Below are 16,928 nucleotides of genomic sequence, written 5' to 3'. Positions count from 1 at the left end.
CGGAGGAGTACCCAAGTCTGGCTGAAGGGGTCGGTCTTGAAAACCGAGAGGCGTCGAAAGGCGCGCGGGGGTTCGAATCCCTCCTCCTCCGCCATATATAGTCTCAGTTGTTGTTTGTCATGCCGGCTTAGCTCAATTGGTAGAGCAACTGACTTGTAATCAGTAGGTTGCGGGTTCAAGTCCTGCAGCCGGCATCATTGTGGCGGCTATGGCGAAGTGGTTAACGCACCAGATTGTGGCTCTGGCATTCGTGGGTTCGATTCCCACTAGTCGCCCCATAACATTAGTTTTTACTGTGCGGGTGTAGTTTAGTGGTAAAACCTCAGCCACGAGCAATGCATCTGTTGAATAAGCTACGAGTTGCCTCGACGCATCAATCATCATTGAGTTTGCGAGTAGAGGAAGAGGCATGACTAGTAGCAAGCAATGATTGATTGTTTGGTTAGCCGATCATGCGGGTGTAGTTTAGTGGTAAAACCTCAGCCTTCCAAGCTGATGTCGTGGGTTCGATTCCCATCACCCGCTTACGTGGGCCTATAGCTCAGCTGGTTAGAGCGCACGCCTGATAAGCGTGAGGTCGGTGGTTCAAGTCCACTTAGGCCCATTGTAATGTTTATTCCGCAGTAGCTCAGTGGTAGAGCACTCGGCTGTTAACCGAGCGGTCGTAGGTTCGAATCCTACCTGCGGAGCCATTTGGAGAAGTACCCAAGTGGCTGAAGGGGACGGTTTGCTAAACCGTTAGGTCGCGTTTTGCGGCGCGCGGGTTCAAATCCCGCCTTCTCCGCCATTTGCCACATATGGCCCGTTGGTCAAGTGGTTAAGACACCGCCCTTTCACGGCGGTAACACGGGTTCGAATCCCGTACGGGTCACTAGAGAAAAGGACATCTCATAATTGATATGGGATGTCCTTTTCTCATTTTTACAAAGTTAAGCAGATGTGTTGTTTTGGCTTGAGCATAAAACACAAGAGTATGAGCTTGCCTCTTATCATAGTGACTAAAATTGCTCATTTTAACATATCGATGTATTGTATTCATCTATAAAAGGGGATTAGAGAACACAAAAGAAAAAAACGCTACTCCATATGAGTAACGTTTTCACGTCCTTCTTCTCCACTTATATCCATTTTATTTTTCCGTTCTAAAAATTTCTTTCCATACTCTCCGTGTTGATGAATAGATGGGTGTTCAACTTGAACTGTGACATGAGATAGATTGTATTGTTCTTTTAACATTTCATTAATTGCCAAAATGACACAAAATGGTTGAATGTGCTCATGAATGAGAACGTGTGCAGTTAAAGAATAATGATCTGTTGAAATGGACCATATATGCAATTCATGTACATCCTCAACGCCTTCAATAGATAGAATATCAGTTCGGATGCGTTCGATATCAAATTCGTGCGGAACTGCGTCCATTAAAATAAAATACGATTCTCGAACAATTTTTGCCCCACCTATAAAGATAATGCCCCCGATGACCATACTAATAAGCGGATCAAATATATATATTCCTGTAAAGTAAATTAAAATAGCTGAAATAATAACGCCGATAGAGCTGAGTAAGTCGCCAATAAAGTGCCATAACGCGCTTTTTACATTTAAATTTTCTTCTTCTTTCATACTCCGACTTAAAACGACTGTTAATACAAGATTAACGACAAATCCAATCGTCGCGATGGTTAACATGAAGGAAAATTGAATGGTTTCAGGATGAATGAAACGGCGAATTCCTTCGATGAAAATCCAAATAGCAATAATGACAAGCGCAAGTCCATTTAAAAATGAGGCGATAATTTCAAATCGTAAATAACCAAATGTAAATTTTTTATTCGGTGGACGAGAAGCTAAATAAATAGCCACCATACTTAGTCCTAATGCGACCACATCGGAAGCCATATGTGCTGAGTCTGATAATAAAGCAAGAGAGTTAGATAAAATGCCCCCTACTATCTCTACAATCGTGAAAAAAGTTGTTAACAACAATGTCGTCCAAAGTGCTTTTTTTGACGTCGTCTGTACTTTCATATGCGGTAAATGATGAAAATCGTACATATAATAAACTCCCCTTATTATTTAAAATTAATATAAAAAAATATATATAATAATTACTATAAAATATTCTATATAATTATCAATTGATAATCAAGCGACAATTTTATGGACGTTCGTATTGATTTTCATTTCGTCATATTTATCATGTGAATTGTTGAACATTGTCGAAAAATATCTTAATTTTCTTACAGGAATTTTGTATGATGTAGTGTAATATATTCAGTACGGAATAATTTCTGTACCCTTTTAAGAAAGGAAGGATGAACATTTGCTAACGATGAGTCCAACCGATTTGCAGTTGCATTTATTTCACGAAGGCACGTTTTATAAAAGCTATCAGTTATTTGGGGCACATCTTATGAACCAAGATGAGAGAGTAGAAACCCGTTTTTGTGTATGGGCTCCACATGCCAAAAAAGTTCGGCTTGTTGGGACGTTTAACGATTGGAACGGGGAGGAGCATGAATTAACAAAAATAAACGACCAAGGAGTATGGATGATTGTTATCCCAGAAAATTTAGAAGGGCATTTATATAAATACGAAATTATAACAAAAGACGGACGCACTCTTCTTAAAGCAGATCCATATGCTTTTTATGCTGAAGAACGCCCCCATACAGCCTCTATTGTATATCAGTTAAATGGATACAAATGGAACGACCAAGCGTGGCAAAGAAAAAAGAAGCGAAAACCTATTTATGAGCAACCGATGTTTATTTATGAAGTTCATCTTGGTACATGGAAAAAGAAAGAAGATGGACAATTTTATACATATGCGGAGATGGCAGATGAGTTAATTCCTTATGTTGTTGAGCATGGATTTACTCACATTGAATTATTACCGCTTATTGAGCACCCGCTCGATCGCTCATGGGGATATCAAGGAACAGGCTACTATGCTGCGACGAGCCGTTACGGAACGCCCCATGATCTGATGTATTTCATTGATCGCTGTCATCAAGAAGGAATCGGTGTCATTTTAGATTGGGTACCTGGACATTTTTGTAAAGACGCACATGGATTATATATGTTTGATGGTCAACCGACATATGAATATATGAATATGCAAGATCGGGAAAATATTGTGTGGGGAACAGCCAACTTTGATTTAGGAAAACCGGAAGTGCATAGCTTTTTAATTTCAAACGCTTTATTTTGGTTAGAGTATTACCATATTGACGGTTTTCGTGTTGATGCGGTTGCAAATATGCTTTATTGGCCAAATAGCGACGTGCTGCATCCAAACCCATATGCGATTTCATTTTTAAAAAAATTAAACGAAGTTGTGTTTGCTTTTGATTCAAACGTGTTAATGATTGCAGAAGATTCAACGGATTGGCCAAAAGTGACTGCACCGACGTACGATGATGGGTTAGGATTTAACTACAAATGGAATATGGGCTGGATGAATGATGTATTGAGTTATATGGAAACAAGCATGGATGAAAGAAAACATATGCATCATAAAATGACATTTTCATTGTTATATGCTTATACGGAAAACTTTATTTTGCCTTTATCCCATGATGAAGTGGTGCACGGAAAAAAATCATTATTAAATAAAATGCCGGGAGATTATTGGGATAAATTTGCTCAACTTCGTCTACTTTATGGATATTTCATGACACATCCAGGAAAAAAACTATTGTTTATGGGGGGAGAGTTTGGGCAATTTGATGAATGGAAAGATTTAGAACAGCTCGATTGGGTGTTGTTTGATTTTGACATGCATCGCAAAATGGACGATTACGTGAAATCTCTCACGCATTTTTATAAAAAACAAAAAGCATTATATGAATGTGATCACGATCCAAATGGTTTTGAGTGGATTGATGTGAACAACGCTGAACAAAGTATTTTTTCTTTTATTCGGCGAGGTAAAAAAGAAGAAGATATGTTGATTGTTGTTTGTAATTTTACAAATGTCGTGTACGATGATTACAAAATTGGTGTGCCACTTCTTACGTCGTATCGAGAAGTATTCAATAGTGATGATGTCATGTACGGTGGTACCGGTCATATAAACAAAAAGCCGCTTGTCGCATATGAAGAACCATATCACGGAAAGCCACATCATATTCGGATGACAATTCCGCCGTATGCTATAACGATTTTGCGACCAACAAGAAGAAGAGAAGGGAAGGAAGGCCATGGTACGAAAAAAGTGCGTCGCTATGCTACTCGCAGGGGGACAAGGGAGTAGATTAAGTTCATTAACAAAAAATTTAGCTAAACCGGCTGTTCCGTTTGGAGGAAAGTATCGCATTATTGATTTTACATTAAGCAATTGCGCTAATTCCGGCATTGACACCGTTGGGGTGCTCACACAGTATCAGCCGCTAGAGTTAAATACGTATATTGGAATTGGAAGCGCATGGGACTTAGATCGGAAAAATGGCGGGGTAACTGTTCTCCCTCCATATGCCGAGTCGTCAGAAATGCGATGGTATAAAGGAACCGCAAATGCAATTTATCAAAATTTAAACTATTTAAAGCAGTATGATCCAGAGTATGTACTCATTCTTTCTGGCGATCATATTTACAAAATGAACTATGCAGATATGTTGCAATATCATATTGAGAAAAAGGCGGATGTGACGATTTCCGTTATTGAAGTACCATGGGAAGAAGCGAGCCGTTTTGGAATTATGAATACAAATGAAGATATGGAAATTATAGAGTTTGAAGAAAAACCGGCGCATCCGAAAAATAATTTAGCTTCAATGGGCATTTATATTTTTAAATGGTCTGTTTTGAAGGAATATTTGGAGATGGATAACCGAAATGATCGCTCGAGCCATGACTTCGGCAAAGATATTATTCCTTTGCTTATTGATGAAAAAAAGCGACTGATTGCTTATCCATTTAAAGGGTATTGGAAAGATGTTGGAACAGTAAAAAGTCTATGGGAAGCAAATATGGATTTACTCGCAGATACCCCGGCATTAAACTTATTCGATCATACGTGGCGCATTTATTCTGTAAATCCAAATGAGCCGCCGCAATATATTGCCCCATATGCGCAAGTAAAAGAGTCTTTAGTAAATGAAGGATGCATCGTTGAAGGAAATGTAGAACATTCTGTATTGTTCCAAGGAGTGTACATTTCACAAGGTGCAACAGTAAAAGATTGCGTTGTTATGCCTAATGCAGTGATTGGGAGAAATGTATACATTGAAAAAGCGATTATCCCATCGAACATGGAAATTCCTGATGGGACGTTCATTTGCGGGAACCAGTCTGACGGAGAAGTCATTCTTGTGACAGAAGAGCTTTTGGGACATTTTTCTGAGAGAGAGGATGAGAAAACGTGGGAAAATTAATGCTTGGGGTCATTGATGCAACGACATATAAGCCAGAAATGAGTGATTTGACGCTTCAACGTTCCATCGCGGCTGTTCCGTTTGCTGGACGTTATCGATTAATTGATTTCGTGCTATCCAATATGGTTAACTCCGGAATTGGAAGTGTTGCTATTTTCCCGAAGTATCAATATCGCTCATTAATGGACCATCTTGGTTCAGGTAAAAACTGGGATTTAAATCGGAAACGTGATGGATTGTTTTTTTTCCCTTCGCCTGATCTCCCGATTTCTCATATTGGATCGTTTCAACATTTTCAACAGCATATTGACTATTTTTTGCGGAGTACACAAAAGTACGCTCTTATTTGTAACAGTTATACCGTGTGCAATATTGACTATGAGGAAGTGTTGCGCCGCCATATTACGAACGAGTGTGATATTACTCGTATATGTCATCGTGGTCAATCGCTTGACATGTTTATTTTAGAAACATCGTTGTTACTCGATTTGATCGCTAACCAACAAAGAAATCACTATCAAAGTATTGTTGATGTTGTTAATGATCAAACGAATGGACTAACAGTATGTGATTATGAATATGATGGATATGTTGCGGTCATTGATAGTATCGAAAGTTATTTTCATCATAGTTTAGAGCTTCTTCAACCAGACGTGTGGAAACAATTGTTCTTAAAAGGGAGACCGATTTATACAAAAGTAAAAGATGAACCACCGACAAAATATACATCGCATGCTTGCGTTCGGAATGCAATGATTGCGAACGGATGCGTCATCGAAGGGGAAATTGAAAATAGCATCATTTCAAGGGCTGTGAAAATCGGAAAAGGGACTGTCGTTCAAAACAGTGTCATTATGCAAAAAAGTCAAATTGGGGAAAATTGTCATCTTTCGTATGTAATCGTTGATAAAGATGCGCGGATTGGTGACGGGGTAAAGTTAATGGGAACACCAAAAAAACCAATCGTCATTCGAAAAGGAACAATACAAGGAGCGCTGATGAAATCGTGAAAGTATTATTTGTTGTATCAGAATGTGTACCATTCGTAAAAACAGGCGGTTTAGCTGATGTGGCTGGTGCATTGCCAAAAGAGTTGAAAAAGCTTGGGACAGATGTGCGTGTTATGTTACCGAAGTATGGCTTGATTCCACAACATATGCGCCAAAAAATGAATAAAATTGCTGAGCTTGTTGTTCGCGTTGGTTGGAGAAGACAATATTGTGGAATTGAACAATTGGAATATGAAGGAATTACATATTATTTTGTCGACAATGAATATTACTTTAAGCGAGATTCGTTATATGGTCATTACGATGACGGCGAGCGTTTTTCATATTTTTGTCGCGCTGTGCTCGATTCCCTCCCGGTCATTGATTTTCAACCGAGTGTGATTCACTGCCATGACTGGCATACAGGTATGATTCCATTTTTGCTGCGTGAAGAATATATGAACAATTCATTTTACGCACGAATGAAAACAGTATTTACGATTCATAACTTACAATTTCAAGGCATTTTCCCACGCGAAATTTTAGGAGACTTACTAAATTTAAGCGACCGTTATTTTTCTATCGAACATTTAGAGTTTTATGGAAATGTCAGCTTTATGAAAGGAGCGCTTGTATCAGCGCATATGATTACAACGGTCAGCCCAACATATAAAGAGGAAATTCAAACGCCATATTATGGAGAGAGGCTTGACGGGTTATTGCGAGCAAGAAGTTCACATTTAGTTGGAATTTTAAATGGAATTGACGATGAAATATACAATCCGAAAAAAGATCCATATATTGCAGTGCCGTACGATATAACGACAATTGCGCGTAAAAGTATTAACAAACGAGCTCTCCAACAACATTTTTCATTGCCATCAGAAGAAGATGTTCCTGTTATTGCTATTGTTTCGCGGTTAACGAAACAAAAAGGATTAGATTTAGTGAAATGTGTATTTCACGAAATGATAGCAGAAAATATGCAAATGATTATCCTTGGAACAGGGGAATGGGAGTTTGAACATTTCTTTCATGAAATGGCGATGACATATCCTAATCGTGTGCGTGTATATATTGGTTTTTCGGAGCAGCTTGCACATCAAATTTATGCGGGGGCGGACATGTTTTTAATGCCATCTAAGTTTGAACCGTGTGGTCTCGGCCAAATGATTGCCATGCGTTATGGGGCTGTGCCAATCGTTCGGGAAACGGGTGGATTAAACGATACAGTGCAGCCGTTTAACGAATTTACGAAAGAAGGAACAGGGTTTACGTTTAAAAACTTCAATGCGCATGATATGTTATATACCATCCAGCGTGCCCGTTCATTTTATGAACAAAAAGAAATATGGGAAGGAATTATGAAACAGGCAATGAGTCGGGATTACAGTTGGGCAAAATCAGCGTTTAAATACAATCAACTATACGACGAACTAATGGCTGGGAGTGGCATCTATGTTCACGAATAAGGAAGAGTTTAAGCAAACGTTTTTGAAGCGGTTAGAAATGATGTATGGGAAGCGGTTTTGGGAATCGACTGTCCTTGATCAATACAATACGCTAGGGAATATGATTCGCGAGTATATTAGTAAGCATTGGATTCAAACGAATGAACGATACCGTGCCGAACATAAAAAGCAAGTATATTATTTGTCAATTGAATTTTTGTTAGGTCGTTTGCTAGGCAGTAATTTAATGAATCTCGGTATACGACAGGTTGTGGAAGAAGGTCTGAAAGAGCTAGGCATTGAGTTAGCTCATATTGAAGAAGTAGAGATAGATGCAGGTCTCGGAAACGGAGGACTTGGTCGATTGGCTGCTTGTTTTTTAGACTCCCTTGCCTCTCTTGACTTACCTGGACATGGGCAAGGCATTCGATATAAGCACGGTTTATTTGATCAAAAAATAGTAAATGGTTATCAAGTCGAGCTCCCGGAACAATGGTTGCGTCACGGGAACGTCTGGGAAGTAAAAAAAGAGGATTTAGCGGTAGAGGTCAATTTTTGGGGGAAAGTGGAATGTTACGAACAAGATGGGCGTTTAACATTTCGACATTATGATGTCGAAAAAGTGATGGCTGTTCCTTACGATGTGCCAGTCATCGGGTATGATACGACAACTGTTAACACGCTACGATTATGGAGTGCTGAACCCGCGAAATTTCCGCTTCATAAACATGTCATGCAGTATAAGCGAGAAACGGAAGCCATTTCTGAATTTTTATATCCGGACGATACGAACGATGAAGGAAAAATTTTAAGGCTAAAACAGCAATATTTTCTCGTTGCAGCCAGCCTTGGAAGTATTGTACGTGATTATAGGCAACGATATGGTCATTTACAACATTTTCATCGGCACGTAGCTATTCATGTGAATGACACACATCCTGTGTTAGCCATTCCAGAGCTGATGAGAATTTTGTTAGATGAGGAAGGAATGGGATGGGACGAAGCGTGGCACATTACGACAAATACGATCTCTTATACAAATCATACAACATTGTCTGAAGCGTTGGAAAAATGGCCTATTTACATCTTCCAACCGTTATTGCCGCGAATTTATATGATTGTGGAAGAAATTAATGAACGGTTTTGTCGCGATTTATGGAATCGATATCCTGGTGATTGGAAAAGAATCGAGGAAATGGCCATTATCGCTCATGGGCTTGTCAAAATGGCCCATTTAGCCATTGTAGGAAGCTATAGTGTGAATGGTGTCGCGAAAATACACTCTGAAATTTTAAAGCATCGTGAAATGAAATTATTTTACGAATATTTTCCAGAAAAGTTTAATAATAAAACGAATGGGATTACACATCGCCGTTGGTTGTTGAAAGCAAACCCAGGGCTCACTTCCCTTATTACTGAGGCCATTGGGACAGAATGGATCAAGCAGCCTGAGCAGCTCATTCAACTAAAAAGATATGCAACCGATCATGCATTCCAAGAACAATTAGCAAAAGTGAAACATGACCATAAACAGAAGTTAGCCAAATATATTTACGAAAAAACAGGGGTGACTGTAGACGATTCATCGATTTTTGATGTGCAAGTGAAACGATTACACGCCTATAAAAGACAGCTATTAAATGTACTCCATATTATGCATTTATATAACCGATTAAAAGAAGATGAGCATTTCGATATGCATCCACGAACGTTTATTTTTGGAGCTAAAGCATCGCCAGGATATCATTATGCGAAGCGGATCATTAAGTTAATTAATTCCGTTGCACAAAAAGTGAATAGCGATGAGCAAATTAACGGACGGTTAAAAGTTATTTTCTTAGAAAATTACCGTGTCTCATTGGCAGAAAAAATTTTCCCTGCTGCCGATGTAAGTGAACAAATTTCAACAGCTAGTAAAGAAGCATCAGGAACAGGAAACATGAAGTTTATGATGAATGGGGCCGTGACAATTGGGACGCTGGATGGAGCAAATATTGAAATTTTAGAACGTGTCGGTCATGACAATATGTTTATTTTTGGGTTGACGGCAGAAGAAGTGTTGCACTATTATGCAAACGGTGGATATCACTCGTATGAATATTATCATCATGATCAACGGATTCATCAAGTCGTAAATCAGCTCGTCAATGGCTTTTTTCCAGATGCGTACGATCATTTTGAACCGATTTACGATTCATTGCTTGCCCACAACGATCAATATTTTGTTTTACGCGATTTTGCATCGTATGCCGATGCCCAGCAACGGTTGGGAGTGGCGTATGAAAATCGGAGAAAATGGTTAGAAATGAGCGTGACGAATATCGCTTGTTCTGGATATTTCTCAAGCGATCGCACAATTGAAGAATACGCCCACGACATTTGGCATATTCGCTAATAAAAAATCAGTCCTGTAAGCATATGCTCACAGGACTTTCTTATGAAGTATAAGGATCTTTTTCGTAAGCTGGAAGATCACCAAGCGGAGACATTAATTGTTCGTCATCGAGCATTTGTTCATATTGTTCATGAATAATGTTTGGATAAATTGTAATACCTGTGCCGTAGAGATCTGTTGCTGCAAATGTGTCAAGCGGTTCGACGTAACCGATTTGTTCTCCTGCATCGATATACATTCGATCATAGTGTACGGTATCTTCTTGAACATCTGAAGGTGTTTCTGATGTACCGAAACGAGCTACCTTTTGCCAGCTATCTTCAGCATCAAATGTTTCTATGTCTTCATGGACGACAAATTCGCCAAATGGAGGGGACAAAACGCTCTCTTCGATTGGGCGCTGTTGTGAGACAACTTGATCAGTACTATGCTGTTTACAAAACATCGTCGTTGGAATGGCTTCAAGACGTTCGAGAGGGATGGCTTCTCCACATATTTGGCAAATTCCGTACGTCCCATTTTCCATCGCTTGTAGCGCGCGTTCAATATCACGAAGCTCTCTTTCTGTATGTTCATTTAAAGCAATATCTTTTTCTCGTTCATATAGTTCTGTTCCGCTGTCGGCAGGGTGATTGTCATAATTCGATAATTCTCCAACCGAATCATGAGCAGATGTTCGCGTGAGACCGAAATGGTCATTTTGTCTTAACCGTTGCATGATTTGTCGCTTTTCTTGTAATAGCTGTTCACGCAAATTGGATAAGTGTTGCAATATAACCCCTCCTTTAATTCGACTATGCATAGTATGGACTAAAAAGAAAAAACCATAGCACCAAGGCTATGGTTTTTCTTAACAATTATTGCATCCAATAATGAATAAATAGACCGACAACGAGTAAAAATCCAAATTGTGTATTCGTTTGAGCTGTTGCTTTCATTGCTGGCATCATGTCAATCGGTTTTGTTTTTCCAATGAATCCTTTTGTTGCTTGCCATGCTTTTGGAACACTTAAAAACACGAGCAATGTCCATGGCGAAATCGTTTTAACGAAAACAAGCAATACAACCCATAAAAACGATGTCACAAACATGCTACCTAATAACGAAATGGCACGTTTTCGACCGAGTAAAATGGCTAATGTTTTTCGACCGCTTTTTTTGTCCCCCTCTAAGTCGCGAATGTTATTGGCTAATAAAATAGCGCCGACTAGAATAGAGATGGGAACAGAAACAAGAATAGGCGTCGATGTAATTGTGCCCGTTTGAATAAAAAATGAAATTAAAATAATGGTAAGTCCCATAAAAAAGCCTGCTGCCAATTCACCAAATGGGGTATATGCGATCGGAACAGGCCCACCTGTGTAAAAATATCCTGCTGCCATGCAAATGGTACCGATCACCGCTAGCCACCAACTGCTATTGACGCAAATATAAACACCAAGTAGCATAGCAATAGCGAAAAAAGACCAAGCAAGTAGTAAAACCGTTTTTGGAGAGATACCATCGCGGACAATCGCTCCACCAATTCCGACGGATTCAGGTGTATCTAGTCCACGTTTATAGTCGTAATATTCGTTAAACATATTTGTCGCTGCTTGGATAAATAATGATGCTACGAGCATGGCAAAAAATAAGGGGAAGTGAATCGGCGTTTCATCTACTGCAAGCACAGTACCAATGGAAACAGGAACGAACGCTGCAGTAAGCGTATGTGGACGCAATAATCGCCACCAAACACGCCAGTCTCGTTTATAATGAACCGTTTGAGTATTTGAACGTACTGGTGTTGGCATACTATTCTTCTCCTTTAAGTAAAATGTCGTTCACAATAAGTTTAGGGAAGTGGGGAAAATGTGTCAATGTCTTGACAATATAAATTGTTTCCTATCTCTAAAAAACAATATTATAATGAAAAAGGGACAAAAAGTTTAAGTATAGGCGTGATAAAAGGTGGTTACTTTATATCAAAACAAAGTTATTGACCAATTGCGTGATGTATTGAAGAAGAAACAGCATATGGTTAGTGTCACTATAAAAATGGAGCAAATCGATCCGCTTGATTTTTTCGCTGCGGGTGAAACGTTATTTCATGGACAACGTTTTTATTGGTCAGATTGCTTGTACGAACGAACGTTTGTTGGACTAGGTCATGCGCACGTTATAAAAAGCGAAGAAAAGACGAAAAAGCGGTTTCGTGAAGTTGAACGAGAATGGAAACAAATTGTAGAAGGCGCTTTCATCGAAGGCCAAGGACCACTGATGTTCGGAGGATTTTCCTTTGACCCGCTGAAACAGTCGGATGAACATTGGAGTGAATATCCTGCTGCCCAATTTGTTGTACCTACATTCTTGTTAACGAAGCAGCGAGATGAAACATGGTTAACAATTAATGTTGTTCATGAATCGCTCGGTCAGCTCGAAGAAATGATCGATTCCTTATTCCACATACGTGGTGAGAGTGAATGGCATCGTACTGACGTTGTCGAAAAAGAGGAAGTCGCACGTGACCGATGGATCCGTGCTGTTCATCATGCAACGGATCTCATTCAAAGTGGAATGATTGAGAAAGTCGTTTTAGCACGTGAATTATTTCTTTCTTTTTCTCATCGAATTGATCGCTCTTATGTGTTACGTGCTTTACGAGAACAACAACCGATGAGCTACATTTTTGCTTTTGAAAATGGCTCTACTTGCTTCATTGGGGCTTCTCCGGAGCAACTTGTGAGAAAGAACGGGCACATGTGTGAAACAGCTTGTTTGGCGGGATCAATTCGCCGTGGGCATACGATCAAAGAAGATGAAGAACTTGGACGTTGGTTGCTTCAAGACGATAAAAATCGCCGTGAACATGCATTTGTTGTCAACATGATTGAACAAGCGATGAATGAGGTATGTACCGAAGTTTTCGTTCCGAGTGAACCGACCCTTTTAAAAATGAGACATATTCAACATTTATATACACCTGTTCAGGCAAAAACGAGGGAAGGGATTTCGATTTTCTCACTCGTTGAACGGCTTCATCCAACCCCTGCACTCGGGGGATTTCCGAAGGAGAAGGCGGTACAGACGATTCGGGAGATTGAGCCACTTGATCGTGGATGGTACGCCGCTCCAATCGGTTGGGTTGATGCGAATGGAAATGGAGAGTTTGCGGTAGCGATTCGTTCTGCGTTGCTTGGAGACAACGAGGCACACTTGTTTGCTGGGTGTGGCATTGTTGCTCATTCTGATCCACATAGTGAATACGAGGAAACGAATGTAAAGTTCAAGCCGATGTTATTAGCGTTAGAGGGGGGACGAGGATGAGTGAAATGACGGCATATGTTGCAGCATTTGTTAACCAATTAGCTCATATGGGCGTTCAACAAGTTGTAATTAGTCCAGGATCTCGCTCTACCCCTCTTGCAATGGTCATGGCTGAACATCCGGTGCTAAATATTCATGTTCATATTGACGAACGTTCTGCGGCTTTTTTTGCGTTAGGTATGGCGAAAGCTTCTGGAAAGCCTGTTGCTCTTGTTTGTACATCAGGAACAGCAGTAGCAAATTATTATCCAGCAATCGTTGAAGCTTATTATGCACGTGTTCCGCTTGTTGTGATTACGGCCGACCGTCCTCATGAACTACGTGATGTCGGTGCCCCGCAAGCAATTGATCAGTTGCATATATACGGTCCGTATGTAAAATGGTTTGTTGATATGGCGCTTCCAGAAGGAAACGAGCGAATGCTTCGTTATGCAGAAATGGTCGCTGCTCGTGCAGTATGTGTTGCATCGTCTGTTCCAAAAGGGCCAGTTCATATTAATGTGCCTTTGCGTGAACCGCTCGTTCCGAAGATCGATGAGCCGTCGCTGTTTTCGCCATCTTCTTCGTCCCGCTCGGTGTACAAAGGAAGCAAGCATCTTTGTGAAGAAATGATCGATGAGTTGTATGCGGAGTTGAGTGGTGTCGAAAAAGGGGTCATTATATGTGGAGATTTGCATATCGAAGGGTTTTCTGACGCAGTTGTGAGGTTAGCAGAAGCATTGCAATACCCTATTTTAGCAGATCCTCTTTCTCCATTGCGAACAGGTACACATGAGAAACAAGTTATTATTGAATCGTATGATGCGATGTTAAAAAATGAAGTGTTTGCGAATCAATTTGTTCCGGATGTTGTTATTCGTTTCGGAGCGATGCCTATATCCAAATCGCTTTATATTTGGTTGCAGGAGCATAAACAAATCAAACAGATGGTTGTCGATGAAGCTGGACAATGGCGTGATCCAACGTTGTCGCTTCAAGTACTGATAGAAGCGAATGAGGTTCAATTTTGTTATGATTTGGCTCAACGTGCTTCAAACTCCTTTCGTTCGACGCAATGGATAAGACAGTGGCAACACATGAATGAACGTGCAAAACAAATTTTGTTGAAAGCAGAAGAAGAAATGGATATGTTTGAAGGGAAAATATTTATTGAACTTGCTCAGCTATTACCAGATGAAGCGATGCTTTACGTTGGGAATAGCATGCCCATTCGTGATGCAGATACGTTCTTTATGTCATCGCATAAACGAATTCGCTTACTAGCGAACCGCGGGGCAAATGGGATTGACGGAGTTGTATCAAGCGCTCTAGGGGCAAGCTACGTTGCTCAACCACTTGTGTTAGTTATCGGTGACTTGTCATTTTATCACGATTTAAATGGTTTGTTGGCAGCAAAATTACAAAAGCTGCATGCGACCATCATCGTGCTAAACAATAACGGTGGGGGCATTTTTTCGTTCTTGCCACAAGCGAATGAACCAAAACATTTTGAACGATTATTTGGTACGCCGACCGATTTATCGTTTGAGCATGTCGTAAATATGTATGATGGACATTATGAAAAAGTAGAGACGTGGGAACATTTTCGACGGGCAGTGACGCACGCCCTTTCACGTCCGACATTAAACGTCATTGAAGTTCCGACATCACGTGAATATAATGTCAAAATTCACCGGAAATTGTGGAAAGATGTTTCCCAGGAAATGTCCAACTTGTTGAATAAAGGGGAATGAGCATGAAGTTTGTCGTTCAAGGGCAAACGTATTATGTAGAAATGTATGGAAGTGGACAACCGCTGTTGTTACTACACGGATTTACCGGTAGCTGCCAAACGTGGCATCCGTTTATTTCAACTTGGAGCCAACATATGCAATGCGTCACCATTGACATTCTCGGTCACGGACGAACGGATGCTCCTTCAGCTGTACAGCGATATGACATCGAGATCATCGCAAAAGATATTGCTATATTATTTGAACAATTAGAAATAAAAAAAGCGCATATATTAGGATATTCCATGGGGGGGCGACTTGCGCTCACATTTGCGGTTCTTTATCCGCAGTATGTTCAAACGCTCATATTAGAAAGTAGCTCTCCCGGTCTAAAAACGGAAAAAGAAAGAATGAAACGTCGCGAAGAAGATGAACGATTAGCGCAGTTTATTGAACAACATGGGGTTGCATCGTTTGTTGATAAATGGGAGAAAATCCCTTTATTTTCTTCGCTTCAACGATTGCCAAAAGATGTGCAACAAAGGTTGCGAGAAGAACGATTACAACATACAGCGATTGGATTAGCCAACAGTTTACGAGGAATGGGGACAGGCGCACAACCTTCTTGGTGGGAGACGTTGCATCAATTACATATGCCAACATTGTTGATTTGTGGAGAAGAAGATGAAAAGTTTTGTCGAATTGCGTCAGAAATGGTACAATTATTACCAAACGGAACGCTCATTACCGTTCCGCATGCCGGGCACGTTGTGCATATGGAGCAGCGTGAGCGTTTTGGTACGCTTGTTCAACAATTTGTGTTAAGAGGAGGTTTATTGCATGGCGATTGAATGGGTAAAAGAGAGGGAATATGAAGATATTTTGTACGAAACGTACAATGGAATCGCAAAAATTACAATTAATCGTCCCGAAGTACATAATGCATTTCGTCCAAAGACGGTCATGGAATTAATTGATGCGTTTGCGTATGCGCGTGACGATGCAAATATTGGTGTCATCATTTTAACAGGGGCAGGCGGCAAAGCGTTTTGCTCGGGTGGCGATCAAAAAGTGCGGGGACATGGTGGATATGTGGGGGACGATCAAATCCCACGCTTAAACGTATTAGACTTGCAACGTTTAATTCGTGTTATTCCGAAGCCTGTCATTGCGATGGTTGCAGGTTATGCGATTGGTGGCGGCCATGTGTTGCATGTCGTATGTGATTTAACGATTGCAGCAGACAACGCGATTTTTGGACAAACAGGACCGAAAGTGGGTAGCTTTGATGGTGGGTACGGTGCTGGTTATTTAGCGCGTATTGTCGGTCATAAAAAAGCGCGTGAAATTTGGTATTTATGTCGTCAATACAATGCACAAGAAGCGTTAGAAATGGGATTAGTCAATAAAGTTGTTCCGCTTGAACAGTTAGAGGAAGAAACGGTGAAATGGGCGGAAGAAATTTTAGAGAAAAGCCCGACAGCTATTCGTTTCTTAAAAGCCGCGTTTAATGCAGATACAGATGGACTTGCAGGCATTCAACAACTTGCCGGAGATGCGACGCTTCTTTACTATACGACAGATGAGGCAAAAGAAGGACGCGATGCATTTAAAGAAAAACGGAAACCGGACTTTAAGCAGTTTCCACGTTTTCCGTAAAAATAAAAACAGCTTGATGTATGCACATCAAGCTG

12 protein-coding genes and 8 tRNA genes are annotated in these 16,928 nt (G+C 40.3%); 17 read left to right on the top strand and 3 right to left on the bottom strand.

What is annotated here, in order from left to right; translation table 11 throughout:
- Position 1: 1 nt before the first annotated feature.
- The 8 genes from HNQ84_RS12445 to HNQ84_RS12410 all read left to right on the top strand — a co-directional run bounded on the left by HNQ84_RS12445 (position 2) and on the right by HNQ84_RS12410 (position 871).
- Positions 2-94: transfer RNA gene (locus HNQ84_RS12445), tRNA-Ser, on the top strand.
- A gap of 27 nt (positions 95-121) precedes the next feature.
- Positions 122-194 (top strand) — tRNA-Thr (locus tag HNQ84_RS12440).
- An 8-nt stretch (positions 195-202) separates the two neighbouring features.
- Positions 203-278 (top strand) — tRNA-His (locus HNQ84_RS12435).
- A 176-nt stretch (positions 279-454) separates the two neighbouring features.
- Positions 455-525, top strand: a tRNA-Gly gene (locus tag HNQ84_RS12430).
- Positions 526-530: 5 nt separating this feature from the next.
- Positions 531-604 (top strand) — tRNA-Ile (locus HNQ84_RS12425).
- Between the two features lie 13 nt (positions 605-617).
- A tRNA-Asn gene (locus HNQ84_RS12420) sits at positions 618-692 on the top strand.
- Between the two features lie 3 nt (positions 693-695).
- Positions 696-787, top strand: a tRNA-Ser gene (locus HNQ84_RS12415).
- Between the two features lie 12 nt (positions 788-799).
- Positions 800-871, top strand: a tRNA-Glu gene (locus HNQ84_RS12410).
- A gap of 206 nt (positions 872-1,077) precedes the next feature.
- Here HNQ84_RS12410 and HNQ84_RS12405 read toward each other — a convergent pair.
- Complete coding sequence (locus HNQ84_RS12405) at positions 1,078-2,058, bottom strand: cation diffusion facilitator family transporter (RefSeq protein ID WP_435622304.1); 981 nt, start codon at positions 2,056-2,058, stop codon at positions 1,078-1,080.
- Between the two features lie 277 nt (positions 2,059-2,335).
- On the opposite strand from HNQ84_RS12405, the gene glgB reads away from it, so the two are divergent.
- Genes glgB through HNQ84_RS12380 form a run of 5 tightly spaced genes read left to right on the top strand, consistent with a single transcriptional unit; the run spans position 2,336 to position 10,216 of the window.
- Complete coding sequence (glgB, locus tag HNQ84_RS12400) at positions 2,336-4,261, top strand: 1,4-alpha-glucan branching enzyme (RefSeq protein WP_435622308.1); 1,926 nt, start codon at positions 2,336-2,338, stop codon at positions 4,259-4,261.
- Positions 4,209-5,381 (top strand): glucose-1-phosphate adenylyltransferase, encoded by a 1,173-nt coding sequence (locus HNQ84_RS12395; RefSeq protein ID WP_435622303.1) that lies wholly within the window; start codon positions 4,209-4,211, stop codon positions 5,379-5,381. The genes glgB and HNQ84_RS12395 overlap by 53 nt, the downstream gene beginning before the upstream one ends.
- Positions 5,369-6,391, top strand: a complete 1,023-nt coding sequence (locus tag HNQ84_RS12390) for a GlgC family sugar phosphate nucleotidyltransferase (protein WP_435622302.1) — start codon at positions 5,369-5,371, stop codon at positions 6,389-6,391. The genes HNQ84_RS12395 and HNQ84_RS12390 overlap by 13 nt, the downstream gene beginning before the upstream one ends.
- Positions 6,388-7,842: a glycogen synthase GlgA gene (glgA, locus tag HNQ84_RS12385; protein WP_435622301.1), complete on the top strand. Its 1,455-nt coding sequence runs from the start codon at positions 6,388-6,390 to the stop codon at positions 7,840-7,842. The genes HNQ84_RS12390 and glgA overlap by 4 nt, the downstream gene beginning before the upstream one ends.
- Positions 7,829-10,216, top strand: coding sequence for a glycogen/starch/alpha-glucan phosphorylase (locus HNQ84_RS12380; RefSeq protein ID WP_435622300.1), 2,388 nt, complete (start codon positions 7,829-7,831; stop codon positions 10,214-10,216). The genes glgA and HNQ84_RS12380 overlap by 14 nt, the downstream gene beginning before the upstream one ends.
- Positions 10,217-10,256: 40 nt before the next feature.
- On the opposite strand, the gene HNQ84_RS12375 is transcribed toward HNQ84_RS12380, so the two are convergent.
- Together HNQ84_RS12375 and HNQ84_RS12370 are read right to left on the bottom strand one after the other, a co-directional pair.
- Positions 10,257-10,988, bottom strand: coding sequence for a yteA family sporulation protein (locus HNQ84_RS12375; RefSeq protein WP_435622299.1), 732 nt, complete (start codon positions 10,986-10,988; stop codon positions 10,257-10,259).
- 85 nt (positions 10,989-11,073) lie between these two features.
- Complete coding sequence (locus tag HNQ84_RS12370) at positions 11,074-12,009, bottom strand: 1,4-dihydroxy-2-naphthoate polyprenyltransferase (RefSeq protein ID WP_183241840.1); 936 nt, start codon at positions 12,007-12,009, stop codon at positions 11,074-11,076.
- Between the two features lie 157 nt (positions 12,010-12,166).
- Here HNQ84_RS12370 and HNQ84_RS12365 point away from each other — a divergent pair, with 157 nt between their 5' ends.
- Genes HNQ84_RS12365 through menB form a run of 4 tightly spaced genes read left to right on the top strand, consistent with a single transcriptional unit; the run spans position 12,167 to position 16,893 of the window.
- Positions 12,167-13,522 (top strand): isochorismate synthase, encoded by a 1,356-nt coding sequence (locus HNQ84_RS12365; RefSeq protein ID WP_435622298.1) that lies wholly within the window; start codon positions 12,167-12,169, stop codon positions 13,520-13,522.
- The gene (gene menD / locus HNQ84_RS12360; protein WP_435622297.1) at positions 13,519-15,255 is read left to right on the top strand and encodes a 2-succinyl-5-enolpyruvyl-6-hydroxy-3-cyclohexene-1-carboxylic-acid synthase; all 1,737 of its coding nucleotides are present in this window, start codon (positions 13,519-13,521) and stop codon (positions 15,253-15,255) included. Before HNQ84_RS12365 ends, menD begins: the two co-directional genes overlap by 4 nt.
- A gap of 2 nt (positions 15,256-15,257) precedes the next feature.
- Positions 15,258-16,085 carry a 2-succinyl-6-hydroxy-2,4-cyclohexadiene-1-carboxylate synthase gene (gene menH / locus HNQ84_RS12355; RefSeq protein ID WP_435622296.1) on the top strand — a complete coding sequence of 276 codons (828 nt, stop codon included), beginning with the start codon at positions 15,258-15,260 and terminating at the stop codon, positions 16,083-16,085.
- On the top strand, positions 16,075-16,893 hold the full coding sequence (gene menB, locus HNQ84_RS12350) for a 1,4-dihydroxy-2-naphthoyl-CoA synthase (protein ID WP_035048670.1): 819 nt from the start codon (positions 16,075-16,077) through the stop codon (positions 16,891-16,893). The genes menH and menB overlap by 11 nt, the downstream gene beginning before the upstream one ends.
- The last annotated feature ends 35 nt before the right edge of the window (positions 16,894-16,928 follow it).

The sequence above is a fragment of the Anoxybacillus eryuanensis genome (assembly GCF_051200995.1).
GTDB lineage: Bacteria > Bacillota > Bacilli > Bacillales > Anoxybacillaceae > Anoxybacillus > Anoxybacillus tengchongensis.
The sequence above is the reverse complement of the archived record's forward strand: the minus strand, read 5'-3'. Positions and strand labels throughout refer to the sequence as shown.

Bases quoted from the DNA above. Each gene is read 5' to 3' on its own strand.
- HNQ84_RS12405 (WP_435622304.1), bottom strand. From the start codon at position 2,058: ATGTACGATTTTCATCATTTACCGCATATGAAAGTACAGACGACGTCA.
- glgB (WP_435622308.1), top strand. From the start codon at position 2,336: ATGAGTCCAACCGATTTGCAGTTGCATTTATTTCACGAAGGCACGTTT.
- HNQ84_RS12395 (WP_435622303.1), top strand. From the start codon at position 4,209: ATGGTACGAAAAAAGTGCGTCGCTATGCTACTCGCAGGGGGACAAGGG.
- HNQ84_RS12380 (WP_435622300.1), top strand. From the start codon at position 7,829: ATGTTCACGAATAAGGAAGAGTTTAAGCAAACGTTTTTGAAGCGGTTA.
- HNQ84_RS12370 (WP_183241840.1), bottom strand. From the start codon at position 12,009: ATGCCAACACCAGTACGTTCAAATACTCAAACGGTTCATTATAAACGA.
- menD (WP_435622297.1), top strand. From the start codon at position 13,519: ATGAGTGAAATGACGGCATATGTTGCAGCATTTGTTAACCAATTAGCT.
- menH (WP_435622296.1), top strand. From the start codon at position 15,258: ATGAAGTTTGTCGTTCAAGGGCAAACGTATTATGTAGAAATGTATGGA.
- menB (WP_035048670.1), top strand. From the start codon at position 16,075: ATGGCGATTGAATGGGTAAAAGAGAGGGAATATGAAGATATTTTGTAC.